Consider the following 19375-nt stretch of genomic DNA (forward strand, 5'->3'; position numbering starts at 1 on the left):
TTTTCCCTTATGTGTAGTTTCTGGTCCCTAGTCCCTAGTCCCTAGTCCTTAGTCTCTGGTCCCTAGTCCCTTTACATATTGCTCGTAAAATTCCAAAGCAACTTTTTCAATCACGTCGTAAGCTTCAACAGTCTGTATTCCCGCTGCGTGCAATTTTTCTTGAGGACAGTTACCAATTTTGGCAACTAAAACTGCTTTGCAATCTGCGATGGCTGCCATAATATGCTCAAATGTGGCTTCTTCTCCGAATCCACCTTGGCAATATTGGTCGATTTTGCGATGACCGATAAAGCTAACTTCATTACCATCCACTTCGTAAATCTGGAATTCCTTGGCGTGACCGAAGTGTTGGTTAACTAATCCACCGCCTTTAGTGGCCACTGCAACTAAGACTTTGGGATTATGAGTAAATTCCTTACCTGTACGTGCGTTTTGTTTGGCTATTTTGAGTTCTTGTTTAAACTTTTCAATGCCGTCGTGAACAGCAGTGCGTTGTTCTAGATCGTATTCTGGAGACATTTCCAAGAATTTGTCTTTGGTAAATTCCTGGCTACGGTCTTCTCCTAATAATCCTACCGCATCAGCGCGGCATTGGCGACAATGGCGCATCATTTTCATGTTGCCAGCACAATTGTCTTGTACCGCCTTGACTTCTTTGGGTGTGGGGCCTCGTTGACCTGTTAAACCAAAGTGAGTACCGTGTTCTGGTGCTGAAATCAAGGGCATGATGTTGTGCAGAAATGCGCCTTTCTCGCGAATCATTTTATTCACTTCGATGAGGTGCTGATCATTAATGCCCGGAATCATTACGGAGTTAACTTTGCACAAGATATCAGCTTCTTGGAGTGCTTGTAAGCCTTCTATTTGCTTTTCTAACAGAATTCTAGCACCTTCAACACCTCTATAACGTTTACGCTTATAATGAACCCAAGAATATATTTTAGCGCCGATTTCTGGGTCTATGGTATTTAAGGTGATGGTAACGTGATCTATATTTAGTTGTTTGATTTTGTCAACATATTCCGATAGCATTAAACCGTTAGTTGAGAGGCAAAGCTGGATATCCGGGGCTTTGTCTGCAATCAACTCAAAAGTGCGAAAAGTCTTTTCAGGGTTCGCCAATGGATCACCAGGTCCGGCAATTCCCACCACTGTCATTTGAGGAATTTTGCCTGCAATGACCAAAGCTTTATGTGCTGCTTCTTCTGGTGTGAGTAATTCACTAACTACCCCAGGACGACTTTCGTTAGCACAGTCATATTTACGATTGCAATAGTTGCATTGAATATTACAAGCTGGTGCAACTGCAACGTGCATCCTGGCGTAATGGTGATGGGCATCTTCACTATAACAGGGATGTTTGGCAATGCGTTCTTGGACTTTTTGATCCATTTCTACGGTGGTGCTGCTGTCACATCCGCAACCACCTGATTTTGCTGGGGTTAATGCTGGTTCCTGATGGGAGGAGGTGAGGAGTCCGTCAGACGGTAGTATCATTGAATTTCGCAAGGGTCGGTGGACTAAATGCCACAGTGGGAGATGCCGTTGCTACTGTCTTTACCTAAGAAATGAAGTCGGGTCTTGTAATCAGTTAACAGTTAACAGTGGAAAACTGTTGACTGCTGACTGCTAACTCACCTATAGCTGGTGTGTGTCAACTTTTGGGTCTGGGTGGAATTTGTTTGTGAGTACACCCGCGACTTCTATTTGCAAAGGCATGGTGCTATCTCATCCCTCCACTCACTCTTGGCTATTGCTTTTAGTGCAGCGTTGAGTGATTGGCGATATATGATTTATAGCAGTGGTTATTCCATGGTCACGGGGTTTATTAAGGATAGAATTTATTGGATTTATTACGCTTGTACTCAAACCTTACTACCCTAACTGTGTGGGCTTTACAAATTTTAAAAATTTATTTTTTGGGCAGGGGTTCTAGTATTTTTCGGCTGGGGTACGAGTATTTATGAAGAGGGGTTCAGGATTTCTTTGTACTCAGGGGTAACCCACTGCTAGCAAGGGTTTTAGTCTATTTTATTGGGGTTTGAAAGTACATAGATATGTACTCAAATCGGCCTTAAATCCCATTGACAAAGAAAAGGGCCAGAGGCTTAAGGGGGGAAAACTGGAGCAGGTTCAAGTACCACTACTCCAGATACGTGCGAAATTCAATTCTGTATCCAAGATATCATTTTTTTTGAGGAAAAAATGCAGTTCATTTTTTTTTAATTTTCCCACGGAATATAGGTCTAGGTTCTTGCACCTGGGGAAAAAAGCAGGTTTCTTAAGAAAAGATAAAGTTGAAACACTGCTTAATTTTTCTTTGAGAAACCCAGTTAATGAGGTTGTTGTGAGAATGATGCAATATCTGAGCGGGATGAAGGAATTGCATAATCGGCACTTAATCAGGAACTCCATTAGTTTTGATTCTACATCTATTGAGAATTAATGTCTATAATTACCAATAATGAAACGGCAGGGCGGATTTACTCGTTAATAGTCATCCCTTGCAGCTAAGGCCAAGTTAAAATTGAGATATTGAGTGAGTTTGATTATGTATCTAACCTATCATTTTTTTAGGTGAAAAAAATGCGTTTTATATTTATTTTATTTTCTTGACATAAAAATACTTATTCCACAAAGTACCCTAAGTAATTATGCTAAAGAACACTTTGCCAAGAATTTAAATCAACACAGCATAAAATGAGAGTTGCATCCTCCCACTAACCCACATTGCTATAATTATTGATCAATTGAGGCGCAATAAATCCAAAATTACTACCAAGACACAATGGGTAATCAATTGATGGTTCAAGCCTAATGGCTAAGTTTAAAATCCTTGATTTTCTCTTAGTAAGCACAGGGGGAATTTGTTTGTATAGCTGGGATTTATAATCCCCAGGGCTTAGTGCAGGATGTCAAATGAGAGGCCTGGTCATTGAGATTTTTCATGGCTTGAGTTATATTATTGGCTTTTAGGAATAACTTTCCTGATACCACTTTTACCAATAGCGTCACCTTTGTAACGAGGGATGACATGAATACTGGTGTGCATAATATTTTGTCCGCCTTCTCGATTAATGTTCATACCGACATTAAAACCATCAGGTGCAAATTCTGTTTTGAGAATTTCTTGGACTTTATTGACCATAAACCAGCAAGCACATTGTTCTTTAAATGGTAAATCAAAATAATTGCTAACATGACGTTTAGGAATAACTAAGGTATGTCCTTTAGTGATGGGATAGCCATCCAACATAGCATAGGCGGTTGCTGACTCTGTTAATAATGTGAGATGTTTATGAGGGTTACAAAATATACAATAATTAGATGAATTGCGGCGCTGATTATAATGAATGTACTCATATATCTCGCGGATTTCATCTGCGTATAAAGAATTAAACGGAAGTTTGGCTAAACATTGATATGTAGGCTTTTTATAAATATAATGTTCTCTAAATCCTTCTTTTTTGATATCTCTTCTTACGGCATAGTAAGCTTTTCCTCCTGCTTTTAATAAGTGCGATACTTCCATGAGAATATTAGCTTGTTCTTCGGGGAGCAAAACATTCAAAACAAAAAAACAAATTATTGTGTCGAATTTACCTTGAGGATATTCGGGAAAATAATGTGGGTCATAGCCTGTAATGTCAAACCCTTTTTCGCCGATGAATTTAACATCACTACCAAAGCCGCAACCAAAATCTAGTATTTTGCCATGAAGCAGGTTTTGATTTAATAAGAACTCTGCGGGAAATGATAAATAATTTCTTTCTTTTGCTGTGAGATGGCTGAATATATTTTTTTGCTGTTTCATGGAATTTTGAGATGCATGCTATCCTGTATTAGCACATTTGATACTGAAATTGCAGTAAGTAAGTTGATCGAGTCTGGTTTCCCCTTGGCCAAGGTTCACAATGACAACTTTTCAACTAAACTTCTCTACAAGGGTTCGGTAAAACCTATATTTGAATTCGGTTGATGTCTAATGGACTGGGGATAAAATAGCTGGGCTGACTTTGATGAGGTGTACAAGTTTATATATGTTTACAAAACTCATTGTTTATATTAAGAAAGGTATAGATACGCACAGACAATAAAACCGAAATCAAAATAAAGAAACAGGTTTTTTCTCTAGCTGAATAATAGAATAAGAATCGTAGCTGGATATACAGATATATCATCTTTGCGAGGAAGTGAGTACAACTTAATAAATTGCAAAATAACTTGCCTAATTCTCTGCAAACTCTTACAGGCAAAGTTCTTTGTGGTGAGTACAAAAATTCTAAAGCCTCTACCCTAAAAACACCAGAACCCCCATTATTAAACACTAGCACCCCTACCCCAAAGGAAATTTTAAATTTATTTAAAATCGGGGTTTGAGTTAGTTGAGTACAGCTGTAATTAATCCAATAAATTCAATCAGGATTGGTCGTAGCGTCTAGTTGGGAGTTACCTGATATAAGCATAAAAATAGCACATGGCTCTTTTAACGAAACACTACCGATGCAACAGTCATTAAAGAGTATCGAAAATAATCAGGCTGGAATGGAACCACGTTCTCAAAATACATCTGTGCTGAAAAATCTGTTCTCTGGTGCTTTTTTAAAATTGTTATGGAGTGATTTTAAAATCATCTTTGAACGCGATCCAGCGGCACGTAATTGGCTAGAAGTGGTGTTTTGTTATCCGGGGTTGCACGCACTATGTTTGCATCGTGTAGCCCATTGGTTACACTGTCGGGGAGTAGTTTTCATCCCGCGTTTGATTTCTCACTTGGGTCGGTTTTTAACAGGAATTGAAATTCACCCTGGTGCAGAGGTTGGTAAAGGTGTATTTATCGACCACGGTATGGGTGTTGTCATTGGTGAAACTGCCATTGTGGGAAATTATACGCTCATTTACCAAGGCGTTACCCTTGGTGGCACCGGTAAAGAAAGTGGTAAGCGTCATCCCACTCTGGGGAAAAATGTTGTGGTGGGTGCGGGTGCGAAAGTTTTGGGAAATATCCACGTTGGGGATGGTGTCCGTATTGGTGCAGGTTCTATTGTTTTGCGTGATGTGCCCCCAGATGCAACTGTTGTGGGGATTCCAGGTAGAATTATTCACCCCAAACAAAACGTCAATCTGCATCCCCTAGAACATGGAAAGCTTCCTGATGAGCAAGGAACTGTGATTAGTTCTCTAGTTTCCCGGATTGAGAAACTAGAACAACAATTGCAATCTCTGAACATTCAACCCCAGGATAAATAACAGTTGACAAAAAATCATTAATCATGTTAAAACCTCATAGTTCTGATCCTCTAGGCGATCAAGTGTTGCAGATTCCTTTGTGCGATCGCTGGGGAATTTGTCAGCGTTTACAAGAATTGATGATTCCCTGCTGTTGTCACAGCGATGGTTCTTTACGAGTGCAAGTAAATAATTTACTAGAAGCGATACTCGTTCGCAGTACAGTGATACAGTTTCTCGCTTCTCGCCATGAATTAGTGGAATGGCTAGAGCGTTGCTGGAATTCACATAACTCCTAAACTGGGTTTCTGGGTTTGGTGCATCTCTGCGTGTTAACGCTGTAGACCGTAGCCCGACAAACATGATCATGAGCAATTTCGATGATGACAACTTGTAACAGCGAGAGAAAATTTATCAATTTTTTACATCAGGAACTCGAACTGACAAATGCAGATATTGCTGTAGCACTACGACATCGTAAATTTGATAATGGCCCCTTACCTATGCTTCTCTGGCAATATGGAATAGTGAACTTACAGCAACTAGAGCAAATTTTCGATTGGCTAGATGAGCATCATTAACAGATTTGTTGTCTAAGTTTTAGTAAGTTAACTTGCCTATGTTGCCGCAAATAAATGAGGTGTAATTATAGGATTAAACCAAGACGGGCTTTGATTTTATTGGTATATTTACTACTTTGCTAAATCTAGGATTTGCTAATAGTTAACTCAGTTAATTGCTATTATAAAATACCTGATTTATCAAGGGTAAAAATAATTCTAAAATTATACCGATATTTGGTTCTCTGTCATACAGATATGATGTGGGTATTTAGCTATGATTTAATAATCATGAAGATGAACTATTAAATCTGAGAGTTTATAGCATTTACCATTCATCATTCAGCATTTGTATTAGGCATTTACCATGACAGAATTTGCAGGTAAATAAGCTCCCAAAGCATACAGCATATTAAGAATGATTCCTAAGAGGGATGTTTGAGATGAATGAAATCTTAATTAATGACACTACATTACGTGATGGTGAACAAGCTGCTGGTGTTGCTTTTACCTTTGAAGAGAAAGTAGCGATCGCGCAATTTCTCGATGCTATTGGTGTTCCTGAATTAGAAGTAGGCATTCCAGCAATGGGAGAAGCGGAAACACACGCCATTTTAGCAATTTCTGACTTGGGTTTGCAAGCGAGGCTTCTCGGTTGGAATCGGGCTGTAATTTCAGATATTAAAGCTTCAGTTACCTGTGGTTTAAAGCGAGTACACATTGCCATTCCGGTTTCTGGAATCCAAATCGCTGCTAAATTTCATGGTCAATGGCGGGTAAGTTTGCAACGGCTGAAAGACTGTATCAATTTTGCCCTTGATCAAGGTCTTTGGGTCGCAGTAGGAGGGGAAGATTCTTCCAGAGCTGACCCTAACTTTCTTTTAGATGTAGCGCTGAATGCTCAAGAATGGGGCGCATCGCGGTTTCGCTTTTGTGATACCGTAGGTATTCTTGACCCATTCAGCACCTACACCAAAGTTAAACAGTTGGTTTCAGCTTTGTCTATTCCCTTGGAAATTCACACTCATGATGATTTTGGTTTAGCAACTGCTAATGCTTTAGCTGGTATCAAAGCTGGAGCTACATCTGTAAATACCACAGTCAACGGTGTAGGTGAAAGAGCTGGAAATGCAGCTTTAGAAGAAGTTGTTATGTCCATCAAACGTATTTACGGTATTAATTTGGGTATTGATACTCGCCGTTTGTTAGAACTATCACAACTGGTAGCTTCAGCATCCAATTCTCATGTCCCGCCCTGGAAAGCAATTGTGGGTGAAAATACCTTCGCTCATGAATCGGGAATTCATGCTCACGGTGTATTGCAAAACCCCCTTACCTACGAACCATTTGCGCCGGAAGAAGTAGGTTGGGAACGGCGTTTAGTGGTGGGTAAACATTCTGGTAGACATTTGGTATCGACTTTGTTACAGCAAAATAACATTTTCCTCAACCCAGAGGAAACCCAATCTGTGTTAGATGCAGTTCGCCAGGAATCCATCAAGCAGAAACGCAATCTCACTGTTGAAGAACTGTTGAGCTTGGTCAAAGAACAGAGGTACTCTCATGCAACGTGATGAATTAGAGCTAAATTTACCGCCTGTTTTTGAAATTGGTCAAAAAGTCAGACTGCGTAAACTCATCAAAAACGATGGTACCTTTCCCGGTCAAGAAATTGGGGCTGTTTTAGGGAACAAAGGAGATATTGGCTATATAGCGAGTATAGGTACTTATTTACAAACTTCCTATATTTATGCAGTGCATTTTTTAGAGACAGGGTTCGTCGTCGGTTGTCGGAAAAAAGAACTAGAAGCCGTTGAGGAGAATTCAAATGAAAGTAATGTTGCGGATGAATGACGCGGGAAATTTAGTTGCTTACGTTGCTAAAAAAGACCTGGAAGAAGAAGTTGTTAAACAAGCAGACAGCAATGGTGGAATAATTCTAACTTTAGCAAATGGCTGGGAATTAGAATTTGCTGAATTACCTGACACTGACAGTTTGCCGTTAACTGTGGAAGCTAAAAGGTTAGCTTAATAATTAAGTGTAAATGAATATAAAGCACTTATGATCTAAGCGAAACACAGGGCAGGCAAGATGCTTGCCCCACAAGATTTATACTATTAAATTGTGTGCTTTAGTGAGTGAGAAAGTTCCATATGATGGTAGTTGCGAGAAATGCTGATTTACAGATGAGGTGGCAATTCAAGAGGAATTGTACCTAATAAGCCTTTACGAAAATCTGTTAATAGGTGTCTGGCTGTGCGTTCTACATCACCTTGGTAACGATGTTCTGCTAAGACTTGTAAATAACTTTCGCCAGTGTACAGTACAGGGTCAATTTGGTAGCGAGAATATAAAGGTGAAGATGGTAATAACTCACCTGCTGTTTCTTGCAGTTGATTAAGTAAGTCTATGAAAGCTGATGCTACTAGCTGATTATCATAAGATGCTTGACCAATGTCATCACAAATTGCTAGTTTCACTGCGGCTTCTTGATTGCCCATTTTTAAAGGAATCACTCCCGGAGCATCTAATAATTCTAACTGTTCAGAAATTCTCACCCAACGCAAGGAGCGAGTTACCCCTGGACGGGCGGCACTTTCTACTACTCGCTTTCCTAGAAGACGGTTAATTAAGGCTGATTTACCGACGTTGGGAAAACCAATGACTACAGCCCGCACTGGACGAGGCAACATTCCCCGTTCGTGTCTTCTTTGATTCAGTTTTACTCCTGCTGCTTGAGCGGCTTTGGCAATAGCAACTACACCTTGACCTTTTTGAGCATTAGTAAAATAGGCAACTTGATCTTGATGTTTAAACCAATCCACCCAAAGCGATCGCACTGGGGGCGGAATCATATCTAATCGGTTTAATACTAAGATACGGGTTTTGTTTCCCACCCATTCATCTATTTGGGGGTGATGTGTGGACAAAGGTATGCGCGCGTCTCTTACTTCCAGGACTACATCTACCCGTGTCAGCTGTTCTTTGAGCTGCTTTTCCGCTTTGGCAATATGGCCTGGATACCATTGAATTAGGTTTAGTTTATAGTTTTGAGTTAAAGACATATTTATTTACTAATAGCCTCCCATTGTAACACATGAGGTGGCAATGATAGGGAAAGACATAGCAAAGTTTTCTTTGCTTTACTACTCATCACTTTTGATGTAGGATTAACCGATTGCCGTCAGGGTCGTAAGCATAAATTTCTCTACCATGGGAGGCTGTGGAGATTTCTCCGGGGGGTGGGTAGCCTAAGTTTTCTATATGAGCGATGGCTGCTTCTAAATTACTCACTTCTAAACACAAACTCATCTTACTGTTGGCTGAGGTGGCAAATTCCGATGTGTGTTTTTTTTGCGGTTTAAAAATACCCAAGCGTACACCAGGAAGTGAAAATTCTGCGTAGATATTTGGCATGAAAGAGGATGGTTTTTGATTAAGAAATTGGGTATAGAAGCTGACCAAATTTTCAAAATTAATAGATGCTACAGTGACCAGTGCTTCGGTATATTGAAAAATCATATTTATATTTTGCCAAAGGATTTATAAGCAAAGTGCGGATATACACCAAATCACCATTGTGAAAATGGGTGTTTTACTAAATAGCTGTTGAAATATTTGCGGTGGTGGGATACTTCCTCACCAATCCAAGGAGGAAGGGAAATCTGTTGATTTGCATCATTGAGTTCAACTTCTGCTAAAATCAGTCCTTCATTAAGACCATAAAACTCGTCTATTTCCCAAATCAAACCATCCCACTCTACTTTGTATCTAATTTTTTCAATCAAAGGTTTTTGACACAATGTATTCAGCATCTCTTGAGCATCTTCTACAGGGATGGGATACTCAAACTCTAATCTTGAACAATCAACGCTAGGCCCTTTAATTGTCAAATAACCTTGTTGTCCTGCTATACGTACACGTACAGTAACTTTGTCTTGTGTGGCAATGTATCCTTGACAATATACAGTTCCTGGCGCTAAGTCTCGCCAACTATCATCTTTAAGTAAGTATTTACGTTCAATTTCTTGAGCCATTTTGTGAAATTATTTTTTCTGGGAAATATAAAAATGTGAAAATTATTCAATTTAAATACTTTATTAGATATTTTATGACATTTATCCGTGTGGTGTCCATTAATATAGGCTAATATAAAACAACAGGTCATAAACTGGTAGATGACCCGCGGTAAATGACGATCTGGTGCGATTGCGCGGGGCGAAGTTCCGGAAGCAATCGCATTGCCTAATTTCTCGGATGAATATTTTAGTAATTACTCAAATGAGAAAAGTTTCTAGTTGATGATGGGAATTTAGCAACCGTGCCCAATGCGTCCAGATCCACGATCAAAGTAAAGTCCACTGTCATACATAAAGTTACCAACAGGTAGGTGTATAGCACTATCAGTTCTCTGAGAAATAGCCAGAGATGGAATAGCCGCTTGTGAACCTACAAAGAAGTCAGAGGTCAAGCGATTCATAATGTTAGTTTGGTAAGTTAATAGTAATTCCTACAAGCACAGGAAGTTTACGAAGAGAAGATTCCAAAAAGCTTTGACTTTATTCTAGCAATACCATGAGCTAAGAAACAGCATTACAGGTCACATTACCAAACCATGAGTGCGTGGGGCGCAGTACCCGAGCCAATGGCAAAGAAATCTTAAAAACTACCAATTACGTAAATTTCTTCGATTAACTCAAGAATTTGTTGATAATACTGTATGTTTCCTTCTCCATAGTATATGTCGGCAGATTTTTGGAAATCAGCAATTGCACCGTGATAGTCTTTTAACTGACGGCGGATATCAGCCCGGAGCATATAGGCTGAAGCCCAATAAGGTTGACGTTGTAAGGCTTGGCTCAAATTAGCCAAAGCGGCTGTTAACTCTCCCACCATGAAAAGACTACGACCCAAATTATACCAATCTTCACCCTGAGTAGAGTCAATAGCCAGGGCTTGAGTATAGTCTTCTATTGCTGCTTGATAGTCTTGCAGAGCAAAGCGAGCATTGGCGCGATCGCTATAAAATTTAGCAGACTGAGGATTTCTTTCTATTGCTTGGGTGTAATCTGCAACTGCACCTTCATAGTTTTTGAGTGTATAGCGCAGAGAAGCCCGATTGTAATAAGCTTCTATGAGGTCAGGATTTATTTGTAATGCCTGATTATAATCTGCCATTGCCTGATTTTCATTTCCCAACAGACAATGAGCATTACCCCGATTGCAGTAAGCTGGGGAAAATTCAGTGCAAAGCTTTATTGCTTCAGTGTTATCTGCAACTGCGGCGGGGAAGTCTTGCATAATTGCGTAGATAATACCTCGGCCATAATAAGCTTCAGCTAAATTAGAATTAATTTTTAATGCCATAGTATAGTCTTGGGTTGCTCCTTGATAATCTCCCAGACCACGGCGAGCTGTGGCACGATGGCAGTATGCTTGAGCTAGATAAGGATGAAGTTTTATAGCTTGATTACAATCGTCAATTGCTCCTTGATAATCTCCCAATAGGCAGCGAATATTGCCCCGGAAGCTGTACACTGAAGGCAAAGTAGGGTTTTTTTGTAATGCCTGGCTGTAATCTTCTAGAGCTTGGTGATATTGTCCTAAAGTTTCTCGCACTAAACCCCGTTGAGAGTATGCTTGTAGATCATCAGGGTTGAGGATGAGTGCTTGGTTAAAGTCGGCAATTGCTTGTAAAAAATTTTTGAGATGAGCATAAACAAGACCCCGATTGTAGTAAGCTTCAGCAAACTTAGGGCTAATTTGCAGAGCATGGTTGTAATTTTCTATAGCGTCTTGATTGTTTCCTAACCCATAGTGAGCATTACCTCGATTATGGTAGGCTGCGGCTAAGTGGGGATCTAATTCCAAGGCGCGGTCATGGTTGGCGATGGCTTGCTCATAGTCTCCTAAAATATAGTAAACATTACCCATGCTGCTGTAAGCTGGGGCAAAATCAGGATACCATTCTAAAGCTTGTTCAAAATTAGCTATCGCTCCTTGATAATTACTGGCATGATAATGCTCTACACCCCCATTATGCAAAGCTTTAGCAATATCAATGTGGATTTGACTAGCTAAGTCAGGATTTTTTTCTATGGACTGTTGATAATCAGCGATCGCTTGGTTATGGTTCTGTAAACCCAAGTAGGCATTACCCCGACCGTGATATGACTCAGCAAAATCTGGCTCAATTTCTATAGCTTGATTGAAATCAGCAATAGCACCCTCATAGTCCCCTAAAAAGTAACGAGCATTACCACGATTGTAATATACACTGGACAGAATTGGATTTATACCTACAACCTGATTAAAGTCGGCCATCGCCCCATAATAATCTCTAGGTTCACTGCTGACAATCAAACCCCCATTATTATAGTAAGCCTCCGCCTGGCCTGGCTGAGTTGCAATGACTTGAGTATAATCTGCTATGGCTTCTAGATAGTCACCTTGCAATTGTTTATTGAGTCCCTGTTGGAACAACTCATCAGGATTCATCTCATTTCTCTGGGTGATTACGCTCCCGTCACTCATTGTAATCTAGAGATACTTTCACATCAATTTATTCATGTTATTCATGCTGACTTGGAGTACAGTATTATACCCCCTCCCCTCAATCACCGTTATGCTCAAACTAGATATTTGTGAAAAAATCACAAATATGCCCTTTAGCCCTAAAAATTGACTATGCTCATAGAGTTTAGTATTGGTAATTACAGATCATTTAAAGATAAAGTCACCTTTAGCATGAAAGGGGCTAATATTGTCGCCAAAGACACAAAAACTCATGAACACAATACTTTTGTTGTAGATGAGCAACTAACATTACTTAAAAGTGCTGCCATTTATGGTGCTAATGCTAGCGGTAAAAGTAATTTAGCAAAAGCCATGAAGTTTATGAAATGGTTTATGATTAACTCCTCTAAAGAAACTCAGATTACAGAACCAATAGGTGTAGAACCATTTGCACTTAGCACCGAAACTGAAACCCAACCATCTTTATTTGAGATTGTATTTATTTTAGATGATAAAACATATCGATATGGTTTTAAAGCTAGTCAAAAAAATATTGTTTCACAATGGTTATTTTATGTGCCTAAAAAAACACAGACTCGGCTTTTTGAACGTGATTATCAAAAATTCAATATATCTAAAAATTTTCAAGGCGAAGACATTCAATCAAAAACTAGAGAAAATGCACTGTTTATATCAGTAGCTGCTCAATTTAATAAAGTTGGAACCCGGAAATTACGAAAAAAATTTTTAATTGTCTGTGAAGGTAAAGAAACTGAACCAAACTACTTTAAATCTTTTCCTGTTCCGAAAGATGTAATTGATGTGCAAGGATTCGGCTTTAATCCAAGGTAAGCTGGTAGAAAAAGCCGAAGAATTGAATACTAAAAATAAAGGAGAATATGACCAAGTTTGGTGTGTATTTGACCGAGATAATGTCCCACAGCAAGATTTTAACAATGCAATAGCAAATGCTGAAAGAGCAGGATTTAAAGTTGCTTATTCCAATGAAGCTTTTGAATTATGGTACGTTTTACATTTTGAATTTCTCAATACCGGACTTCCCAGACAAGATTACATTAAGAAATTAACAGGACACTTGAAAAAATATACTAAAAATAGTCATCAAATTTATGAACAAATAGAACATTTACAAACTACTGCCATTAAAAACGCTGAAAATCTTCTACAAGAATATAATCCACCCAACCCAGAAAGTGATAATCCTTCTACAACAGTACATCTTCTAGTTAAAGAATTAAACGAATTCATTCCAAAAGCACAACCATTTAACGCCAAACTTACACCCGCAACTTTGCTTAATCCAGTTAAATTTAAATATTTATTTAACCCCATATTAATAATGTTAACTTGATGATATTTTAGATCAGGTGGGCATTGCCCACCACAAACTTTTACACCTTAAACTTCTGAGTAATACGCCTCATAGCTTCCTCCACATTTTCCCGACTATTAAAAGCGGAAATGCGGAAATAACCCTCACCCGCAGCACCAAAACCAGAACCAGGAGTACCCACCACATTTACAGAGTGCAACAGCTTATCAAAAAAGTCCCAACTAGATAAATTATTGGGAGTCTTTACCCAAACATAAGGAGCATTTACCCCACCATATACAGCCAAACCGGCCTGAGAAAGTTGCTCACGAATAATTTTGGCATTTTCTAGGTAAAAACTTACCAGTGCCTGGATTTGCGCCTGTCCTGGTGGAGAGTATACAGCTTCAGCACCCCGTTGGATGATGTAGGAAACACCATTAAACTTAGTGGATTGGCGGCGATTCCATAGCTTCCACAGTTCCACATCGGAACCATCAGCAGCTTTTGCGGTCAGTGTTTTGGGTACAACAGTTAACGCACAACGAGTTCCTGTAAAGCCTGCATTTTTGGAGAAAGAACGAAATTCAATAGCACATTCTTTTGCGCCGGGAATCTCATATATTGAGTGAGGAATCCCCGGGTCGGTAATGTAAGCTTCGTAGGCAGCATCAAAGAAAATAATCGAGTTATTCGCTCTAGCATAGTCTACCCATGCTTGGAGGTGTTCCTTAGTAGCAGTTGCACCAGTGGGGTTATTGGGGAAACACAGATAAATTAAATCAACTTTTTCAGCAGGAATTTCAGCTGTGAAGTTATTTTCAGCGGAAATCGGCAGATATACTAAACCGGCAAACTCGCCTTTATCGTTAGCAGTTCCAGTATTACCAGCCATAACATTAGTGTCTACATATACTGGATATACGGGGTCAGTAACGGCAATAATATTATTTTTGCCAAAAATGTCGAGAATGTTCCCTGTATCGCACTTAGAACCATCAGAAATAAAGATTTCTGAGCCATCTATATCAGCCCCTCTGGCTTGAAAATCTTGGACAGCAATTTTTTCTCGTAACCAAGCATAACCTTGTTCTGGGCCATAGCCTTTAAAGGTAGCGCCATCGCCCATTTCTTCCACAGCTTTGATCATAGCTGTGCGGCAAGCTTCTGGCAAAGGTTCTGTGACATCGCCAATACCCAAGCGGATAATTTTAGCGTCAGGATTAGCTTCTGCAAAAGCGTTCACCCGTCGCGCAATTTCAGGAAACAGGTAACCAGCTTTGAGTTTGAGGTAGTTGTCGTTAATCGTTGCCATAATAGAATTTAAAAAACAGTCCAGATCAAACAGCTTATCCCGTTTTTTTGTCAAGCTGCACCAAAATCTTTCTACATCTGATCTGTGTGCCTAGTGTACTGAAAATTACCAGCAACTACTATTACATATACCATAGGTTATTTATTGTAAATCTTTTGAGTAAATATTAAATGTAGTCAATGTGGAATGTGAGATGTATAGTCAACTTTTTGTCTTTTTCTCACCGTGGAAGTCTATATCAAAAGAAATGGTAGTCAGGGAAATCCTGGGTTGAAGTTTTCAATAATTAGTTCCCATGACGGATTTAATGCCACGGTTTAAATTGTTAGGCTAGGTTTGTGAGTAAAAATGTTTACTACATTAAAAATCATGAACATTCTTGCCTGGATTGCTTTAGGTCTAATTGCTGGAGCTATTGCTAAGGCTATTTACCCTGGTCATCAAGGTGGCGGTATTTTAGGAACAATCTTGCTAGGAGTTATTGGTGCTTTTATTGGTGGTAGCTTGGGTGTATTTTTTAGTACAGGAACCTTTGCCCTAGCCGCTCCTACCCTTAGCGCTGCCGGTATTATCTTAGCAATCATTGGTTCAATTATTGCTATTTTCTTGTGGAACTTCTTAAGTTCTCGTACTGCTGGTTAAGTAATTGAACTGCGGTAATGAGTTAGTAGTTCTCTAAGTTTCTACTGATATGAGGTAGATATGAATATAGATGATTTTCTGCGACGCTATGGTTCTGGAGAAAGAGATTTTTCCGAAGCTGATTTGAGTAGAGCCAACCTTGATGGAGTAATTTTACATCAAGTTAATCTTAGCCGTGCCAATCTCAGTAAAGCCAACCTGAATAGAGCGCATCTTGAAGAAGCAAATCTCACTAATGCAGATTTAAGTACAGCTTATTTAACATCTGCAAATTTAGCAGGTGCTAACCTAGAAGGAGCTAACCTTCATAAAGCTGATTTAGATCGTGCCAATTTACGAGGAGCAAATTTGACTAATGCTAACTTAGAAGGAGCTAATTTTCGCAATGCTACCCTCCCGGATGGTATTGTCTCAGATTAGATATTCAACGTCACTGATGGTGCAGCTTTATATATAAACTCAAAAGCCACTAGCCACTCTCCATAGTAGGGTGGCTTGAATTTTGGAAGTTTCCAAATCACAAGAATATTGCTAGGAAGATTTTATGAGTGGCCTTGGCAAATAGTGATTATCAAACAATAACTATACTCTAGCTAAAGTCACTTTTTCAGGCTGATTTTGATATTTACCTCCTCTATCCGCGTAGGTAGTCTGACAGGGTTCTCCTTCTAAAAATAATAATTGGACAATACCTTCATTGGCATAAATTCTACAATCAGCACTTGATGAATTACTAAATTCTAGGGTAAGTGCGCCATTCCATGAAGCTTCAGCAGGAGTCACATTAGCTACTAGTCCTACACGAGCATAAGTGCTTTTTCCTAGACAGATTGCAGTTACATTAGCAGGCATTCGTAATTTTTCTAACGCAACTCCTAACCCATAAGAATGCGCTGGAATTATAAAAAAATCTCCATCCTCATCCTGCTGTAAAGGTACAGATTCTAAATTGTTCGGATTAAATCTTTTAGGGTTAACAACCGTGCCCGGAATATGCCTAAATACTAAAAATTCTCTAGGTGACAACCGTATATCATAACCATAAGAAGATAAACCATAGCTCAAAGCTGGTACTTCTGTGCCAGATTCCAATTTTACAGTGCGAACTAAGCTGAGTTCAAAAGGTTCAATCATGCCTTTCTTTGCTTGCTCAATGATCCACTTGTCATTCTTTAACATTTGAGAGTTACCTTTTTTACTAAGTTTGATGTTATTTTACTTAAATTACCAAAACCATTATCCTAGCATGATTAAGGATGCTAAGTTCTTGACGCTCCCACGGCTTCAAGCCTTGGGATTCTTGTTTCAATCAGGCAAATTACTTAAAGGAGTTTCGCCACCTAAGGAGAGATTGTTCTCTCCACAAGCCTTAGATTCTGTGCTAACCACAGTAATTTTCAGTCCTTGAACAAGGTGGTTTTAAACCCAAATTTTGGATAAATTTACAAAATATCATCTATGAATCAGCCTACTTTTCTCAGGTATTGGGAATAAACTTAAGGCTGATGACTGCGACGGATTTGGGTGATTTGGTCTGCGATATCTAAGATGGATTTGGGCATCTCCGTACCCGTAAGAATAATATCGACATTACTAGGGCGTTGTCTGAGAAATTCTAAAACTTCCGCTTCGGGAATTAACCCAAAATTAATCGCTAAACTTAATTCATCTAAAACTACCAGGGAATATTTACTCTGACCTACTACCTGTTTTGTATGTTGCCACAGCTTTTGTAAAGCTTGATTTTCTGCTTTGTCTAGGTGGGGTGTGTCGATGCAGCGAGGTACATCACAACGAATCCAGTCTAAATTTTGCCCTAATTGAATGGCTCGATCTTGACCTTGATGAATACCGCCTTTGAGGAATTGTACCACCAACACTGGTGTACCTTGACCTGCAATTCTCAGCGATTGGGCCATAACGCTGGTAAAAAAAGTACGTTTTGTACTAGTAAAAACCTGTACTAATCCTTCAACTGGATACGGTAAACCGAGGCTTGAATTGACGCTTGGAGTTTCTAATTGGGCAACCATAGGGTAAGTTCACGAAATAGCAAAGAATTAGAGAATTTTGCAGACCTAATAACAAATTTACCTTGATAATCAGTGCTGTTTTAGGTAAATTAGTGTGTATAAGAAGTATAATTACTTTAGGGTAGCACTATTCTCACTCTGGGATATTATGACCGTCGCCATCGGCTTTTGACTGTAAACGGTGATCAATTACCAGAGATTGTACAGCAAAACATTTTGGCTTTGCTCTCTATTCCTTGGCATTACATTGACATAGTCCCCCAAATAGAATTTGGCGACTTCAGCCTCCTAACTGTAAATATTAAGAGATTTTCACTATATAAGGCGGTATCTGGTAACCTGAAGACATTATTTTTTGTATAAAATTTCTGAGGCAACAGTCATGGTTTGGCAGCGTCCCGATGGTCGGTATCCCTACCAACTCCGTCCTATCAGCTTTCATACCGGTTTTACTCGTTTTGCTCCCGGCTCCGTCCTGACAAAATTTGGCGACACTCAGGTACTTTGTACTGTCAGCCTTACTGAAGGAGTACCCAAGTTTTTAGTAGGAACTGGCAAAGGTTGGCTGACATCTGAGTATAGAATGTTACCTTCAGCCACACAAGAACGACAACCACGGGAATTGTTAAAACTATCTGGACGAACTCAAGAAATTCAGCGCTTAATTGGACGTAGTTTGCGAGCAGCAATTGATTTTGAGGCATTGGGAGAACGAACACTAACTGTAGATGCTGACGTTTTACAAGCAGATGCCGGTACTAGAACAGCAGCGATTACAGGGGGGTTTGTGGCCTTAGCTCATGCAGTTTCCCATTTATTGCACCAGGGTGTAATAGAGCGGTGGCCTTTATGTGGGCAAGTGGCAGCAATATCTGTGGGGTTATTGCAAGGTGAGCCACATTTAGATTTAAACTATATTGAGGATGTGGCGGCAACTGTAGATTTCAATGTGGTGATGAATCAACACCTCGGTATAATTGAAATTCAAGGAACGGCAGAAGAAGGCAGTTATAGTCGGACTCAGTTAAATGAACTACTAGATTTCGCCGAAAAAGGCATCCAGCAATTGTTAATCGCTCAACGAGAGGCCATCGGCCAAAGGGCGGTACTGGAGGCAGTGGCACACGGGGATAATTTGTTGGTGGGCGAATAGCTATAGCCGTTAGGAATGTTAAGTGGGGATATTAGTCGGGCAATGACGATTGTATCTCCCAACAATATCAACCGCTCTTTGGTTGGTGAGTGGGATATGTGAGGAATTGGCAAATATTTCCTCTGGATACTTTAGCAGAAAGCTTACCTCGTACTAATATATTCCCATCAAGCAGGTAATATTGAGTGCTACCCAAAGTCGTTCAAATTGGTTTATAGCAATCCTGTTTGATTCTTGAACAAGACTCAGTACACACTGAAACCCTCCTGTCCTGTTCCCTGTTCCCGCCAGTAGATGTTAGACAGTAGACTTGTGCTAAGTGTGGGGTCACCATGATAAAGATGCTAATGCAGCCCAAAACCTCAGAACAGAGGGAATCAGGATACTCAAGGCCTATGGTTCAGCCGTCTCTGCTGTGGGAGGGGAGGTAAAGCTAAAGATGGGGCGAAAGTCTCATTTGCCGCACTTCCCTGTGGGTAGAGAAGCTCTAACTATAGCCTCAGCTCAGTTGGAGCAGTTCACTTACAGTTCTACAGCTTTGTGGCCTTCCAATTAATCCATCATGTTAAAAGTTTCAAAAGTTAAAAAGGGGA

The 19375-nt window shown here is 39.7% G+C and carries 22 protein-coding genes and 1 pseudogene; 13 read left to right on the forward strand and 10 right to left on the reverse strand.

Going from position 1 to position 19375, the window contains the following annotated elements; translation table 11 throughout:
- Positions 1 to 48: 48 nt before the first annotated feature.
- Positions 49 to 1497, reverse strand: a complete 1449-nt coding sequence (gene nifB / locus NWP25_RS07280; RefSeq protein WP_280686741.1) for a nitrogenase cofactor biosynthesis protein NifB — start codon at positions 1495 to 1497, stop codon at positions 49 to 51.
- 1465 nt (positions 1498 to 2962) lie between these two features.
- Positions 2963 to 3814, reverse strand: a complete 852-nt coding sequence (locus NWP25_RS07285; protein ID WP_280650235.1) for a bifunctional class I SAM-dependent methyltransferase/HIT family protein — start codon at positions 3812 to 3814, stop codon at positions 2963 to 2965.
- A gap of 689 nt (positions 3815 to 4503) precedes the next feature.
- Between NWP25_RS07285 and cysE the strand changes: the two genes are divergently transcribed.
- The 6 genes from cysE to nifT all read left to right on the forward strand — a co-directional run bounded on the left by cysE (position 4504) and on the right by nifT (position 7821).
- Positions 4504 to 5250, forward strand: coding sequence for a serine O-acetyltransferase (gene cysE / locus NWP25_RS07290; protein ID WP_280650234.1), 747 nt, complete (start codon positions 4504 to 4506; stop codon positions 5248 to 5250).
- A 23-nt stretch (positions 5251 to 5273) separates the two neighbouring features.
- Complete coding sequence (locus NWP25_RS07295; protein ID WP_280650233.1) at positions 5274 to 5528, forward strand: Asr1405/Asl0597 family protein; 255 nt, start codon at positions 5274 to 5276, stop codon at positions 5526 to 5528.
- 84 nt (positions 5529 to 5612) lie between these two features.
- Positions 5613 to 5810 (forward strand): DUF2949 domain-containing protein, encoded by a 198-nt coding sequence (locus tag NWP25_RS07300; protein WP_280650247.1) that lies wholly within the window; start codon positions 5613 to 5615, stop codon positions 5808 to 5810.
- A gap of 422 nt (positions 5811 to 6232) precedes the next feature.
- Positions 6233 to 7363 (forward strand): homocitrate synthase, encoded by a 1131-nt coding sequence (gene nifV, locus NWP25_RS07305; protein WP_280650232.1) that lies wholly within the window; start codon positions 6233 to 6235, stop codon positions 7361 to 7363.
- A complete protein-coding gene (locus NWP25_RS07310; RefSeq protein ID WP_280650231.1) occupies positions 7353 to 7643 on the forward strand; it encodes a nitrogen fixation protein NifZ in 291 nt (96 codons plus the stop codon). The genes nifV and NWP25_RS07310 overlap by 11 nt, the downstream gene beginning before the upstream one ends.
- Entirely contained in the window at positions 7618 to 7821 is a 204-nt protein-coding gene (gene nifT, locus NWP25_RS07315; RefSeq protein ID WP_280650230.1) for a putative nitrogen fixation protein NifT, read from the forward strand. The genes NWP25_RS07310 and nifT overlap by 26 nt, the downstream gene beginning before the upstream one ends.
- 149 nt (positions 7822 to 7970) lie before the next feature.
- On the opposite strand, the gene ylqF is transcribed toward nifT, so the two are convergent.
- The 5 genes from ylqF to NWP25_RS07340 form a co-directional block, all read right to left on the reverse strand.
- Positions 7971 to 8855 carry a ribosome biogenesis GTPase YlqF gene (ylqF, locus tag NWP25_RS07320; RefSeq protein WP_280650229.1) on the reverse strand — a complete coding sequence of 295 codons (885 nt, stop codon included), beginning with the start codon at positions 8853 to 8855 and terminating at the stop codon, positions 7971 to 7973.
- 88 nt (positions 8856 to 8943) lie between these two features.
- A complete protein-coding gene (locus NWP25_RS07325; RefSeq protein WP_280650228.1) occupies positions 8944 to 9312 on the reverse strand; it encodes a VOC family protein in 369 nt (122 codons plus the stop codon).
- A 50-nt stretch (positions 9313 to 9362) separates the two neighbouring features.
- A complete protein-coding gene (locus NWP25_RS07330) occupies positions 9363 to 9827 on the reverse strand; it encodes a CYTH domain-containing protein (protein WP_280650227.1) in 465 nt (154 codons plus the stop codon).
- A gap of 275 nt (positions 9828 to 10102) precedes the next feature.
- On the reverse strand, positions 10103 to 10270 hold the full coding sequence (locus NWP25_RS07335; RefSeq protein ID WP_280650226.1) for a hypothetical protein: 168 nt from the start codon (positions 10268 to 10270) through the stop codon (positions 10103 to 10105).
- Between the two features lie 179 nt (positions 10271 to 10449).
- A complete protein-coding gene (locus NWP25_RS07340) occupies positions 10450 to 12288 on the reverse strand; it encodes a tetratricopeptide repeat protein (RefSeq protein ID WP_280699119.1) in 1839 nt (612 codons plus the stop codon).
- A gap of 189 nt (positions 12289 to 12477) precedes the next feature.
- Between NWP25_RS07340 and NWP25_RS07345 the strand changes: the two genes are divergently transcribed.
- Positions 12478 to 13158 (forward strand): AAA family ATPase, encoded by a 681-nt coding sequence (locus NWP25_RS07345; protein WP_280650225.1) that lies wholly within the window; start codon positions 12478 to 12480, stop codon positions 13156 to 13158.
- Complete coding sequence (locus NWP25_RS07350) at positions 13127 to 13678, forward strand: RloB family protein (protein WP_280650224.1); 552 nt, start codon at positions 13127 to 13129, stop codon at positions 13676 to 13678. The genes NWP25_RS07345 and NWP25_RS07350 overlap by 32 nt, the downstream gene beginning before the upstream one ends.
- 40 nt (positions 13679 to 13718) lie before the next feature.
- On the opposite strand, the gene NWP25_RS07355 is transcribed toward NWP25_RS07350, so the two are convergent.
- Complete coding sequence (locus NWP25_RS07355; protein ID WP_280650223.1) at positions 13719 to 14954, reverse strand: LL-diaminopimelate aminotransferase; 1236 nt, start codon at positions 14952 to 14954, stop codon at positions 13719 to 13721.
- A 369-nt stretch (positions 14955 to 15323) separates the two neighbouring features.
- Here NWP25_RS07355 and NWP25_RS07360 point away from each other — a divergent pair, with 369 nt between their 5' ends.
- Positions 15324 to 15596, forward strand: a complete 273-nt coding sequence (locus NWP25_RS07360; protein ID WP_280650222.1) for a GlsB/YeaQ/YmgE family stress response membrane protein — start codon at positions 15324 to 15326, stop codon at positions 15594 to 15596.
- Positions 15597 to 15656: 60 nt separating this feature from the next.
- Positions 15657 to 16016: a pentapeptide repeat-containing protein gene (locus tag NWP25_RS07365; RefSeq protein WP_280650221.1), complete on the forward strand. Its 360-nt coding sequence runs from the start codon at positions 15657 to 15659 to the stop codon at positions 16014 to 16016.
- Between the two features lie 162 nt (positions 16017 to 16178).
- On the opposite strand, the gene dcd is transcribed toward NWP25_RS07365, so the two are convergent.
- Together dcd and NWP25_RS07375 are read right to left on the reverse strand one after the other, a co-directional pair.
- A complete protein-coding gene (gene dcd, locus NWP25_RS07370) occupies positions 16179 to 16775 on the reverse strand; it encodes a dCTP deaminase (RefSeq protein WP_280650220.1) in 597 nt (198 codons plus the stop codon).
- A gap of 317 nt (positions 16776 to 17092) precedes the next feature.
- On the reverse strand, positions 17093 to 17629 hold the full coding sequence (locus tag NWP25_RS07375) for a P-loop NTPase family protein (RefSeq protein WP_280650219.1): 537 nt from the start codon (positions 17627 to 17629) through the stop codon (positions 17093 to 17095).
- Positions 17630 to 17755: 126 nt separating this feature from the next.
- Between NWP25_RS07375 and NWP25_RS07380 the strand changes: the two are divergent.
- From NWP25_RS07380 to NWP25_RS07390, 3 genes and pseudogenes are all read left to right on the forward strand, one after another.
- Positions 17756 to 17863, forward strand: a pseudogene (locus NWP25_RS07380) (adenylate kinase); the annotation flags it as partial.
- Positions 17864 to 18011: 148 nt separating this feature from the next.
- Entirely contained in the window at positions 18012 to 18782 is a 771-nt protein-coding gene (gene rph / locus NWP25_RS07385) for a ribonuclease PH (RefSeq protein ID WP_280650218.1), read from the forward strand.
- 319 nt (positions 18783 to 19101) lie between these two features.
- Positions 19102 to 19338, forward strand: a complete 237-nt coding sequence (locus tag NWP25_RS07390) for a hypothetical protein (RefSeq protein ID WP_313958985.1) — start codon at positions 19102 to 19104, stop codon at positions 19336 to 19338.
- Positions 19339 to 19375 lie beyond the last annotated feature (37 nt).

Origin of the sequence: Umezakia ovalisporum Ak1311 (assembly GCF_029891685.1) — a bacterium.
In the GTDB taxonomy this organism is placed as follows: domain Bacteria; phylum Cyanobacteriota; class Cyanobacteriia; order Cyanobacteriales; family Nostocaceae; genus Umezakia; species Umezakia ovalisporum.

Excerpts from the sequence above, each read along its gene's own strand:
- nifB (WP_280686741.1), bottom strand. The coding sequence starts at position 1,497 with ATGATACTACCGTCTGACGGACTCCTCACCTCCTCCCATCAGGAACCA.
- NWP25_RS07285 (WP_280650235.1), bottom strand. The coding sequence starts at position 3,814 with ATGAAACAGCAAAAAAATATATTCAGCCATCTCACAGCAAAAGAAAGA.
- cysE (WP_280650234.1), top strand. The coding sequence starts at position 4,504 with ATGCAACAGTCATTAAAGAGTATCGAAAATAATCAGGCTGGAATGGAA.
- NWP25_RS07295 (WP_280650233.1), top strand. The coding sequence starts at position 5,274 with ATGTTAAAACCTCATAGTTCTGATCCTCTAGGCGATCAAGTGTTGCAG.
- NWP25_RS07300 (WP_280650247.1), top strand. The coding sequence starts at position 5,613 with ATGACAACTTGTAACAGCGAGAGAAAATTTATCAATTTTTTACATCAG.
- nifV (WP_280650232.1), top strand. The coding sequence starts at position 6,233 with ATGAATGAAATCTTAATTAATGACACTACATTACGTGATGGTGAACAA.
- NWP25_RS07310 (WP_280650231.1), top strand. The coding sequence starts at position 7,353 with ATGCAACGTGATGAATTAGAGCTAAATTTACCGCCTGTTTTTGAAATT.
- nifT (WP_280650230.1), top strand. The coding sequence starts at position 7,618 with ATGAAAGTAATGTTGCGGATGAATGACGCGGGAAATTTAGTTGCTTAC.
- ylqF (WP_280650229.1), bottom strand. The coding sequence starts at position 8,855 with ATGTCTTTAACTCAAAACTATAAACTAAACCTAATTCAATGGTATCCA.
- NWP25_RS07325 (WP_280650228.1), bottom strand. The coding sequence starts at position 9,312 with ATGATTTTTCAATATACCGAAGCACTGGTCACTGTAGCATCTATTAAT.
- NWP25_RS07330 (WP_280650227.1), bottom strand. The coding sequence starts at position 9,827 with ATGGCTCAAGAAATTGAACGTAAATACTTACTTAAAGATGATAGTTGG.
- NWP25_RS07335 (WP_280650226.1), bottom strand. The coding sequence starts at position 10,270 with ATGAATCGCTTGACCTCTGACTTCTTTGTAGGTTCACAAGCGGCTATT.
- NWP25_RS07340 (WP_280699119.1), bottom strand. The coding sequence starts at position 12,288 with ATGAATCCTGATGAGTTGTTCCAACAGGGACTCAATAAACAATTGCAA.
- NWP25_RS07345 (WP_280650225.1), top strand. The coding sequence starts at position 12,478 with ATGCTCATAGAGTTTAGTATTGGTAATTACAGATCATTTAAAGATAAA.
- NWP25_RS07350 (WP_280650224.1), top strand. The coding sequence starts at position 13,127 with ATGTGCAAGGATTCGGCTTTAATCCAAGGTAAGCTGGTAGAAAAAGCC.
- NWP25_RS07355 (WP_280650223.1), bottom strand. The coding sequence starts at position 14,954 with ATGGCAACGATTAACGACAACTACCTCAAACTCAAAGCTGGTTACCTG.
- NWP25_RS07360 (WP_280650222.1), top strand. The coding sequence starts at position 15,324 with ATGAACATTCTTGCCTGGATTGCTTTAGGTCTAATTGCTGGAGCTATT.
- NWP25_RS07365 (WP_280650221.1), top strand. The coding sequence starts at position 15,657 with ATGAATATAGATGATTTTCTGCGACGCTATGGTTCTGGAGAAAGAGAT.
- dcd (WP_280650220.1), bottom strand. The coding sequence starts at position 16,775 with ATGTTAAAGAATGACAAGTGGATCATTGAGCAAGCAAAGAAAGGCATG.
- NWP25_RS07375 (WP_280650219.1), bottom strand. The coding sequence starts at position 17,629 with ATGGTTGCCCAATTAGAAACTCCAAGCGTCAATTCAAGCCTCGGTTTA.
- rph (WP_280650218.1), top strand. The coding sequence starts at position 18,012 with ATGGTTTGGCAGCGTCCCGATGGTCGGTATCCCTACCAACTCCGTCCT.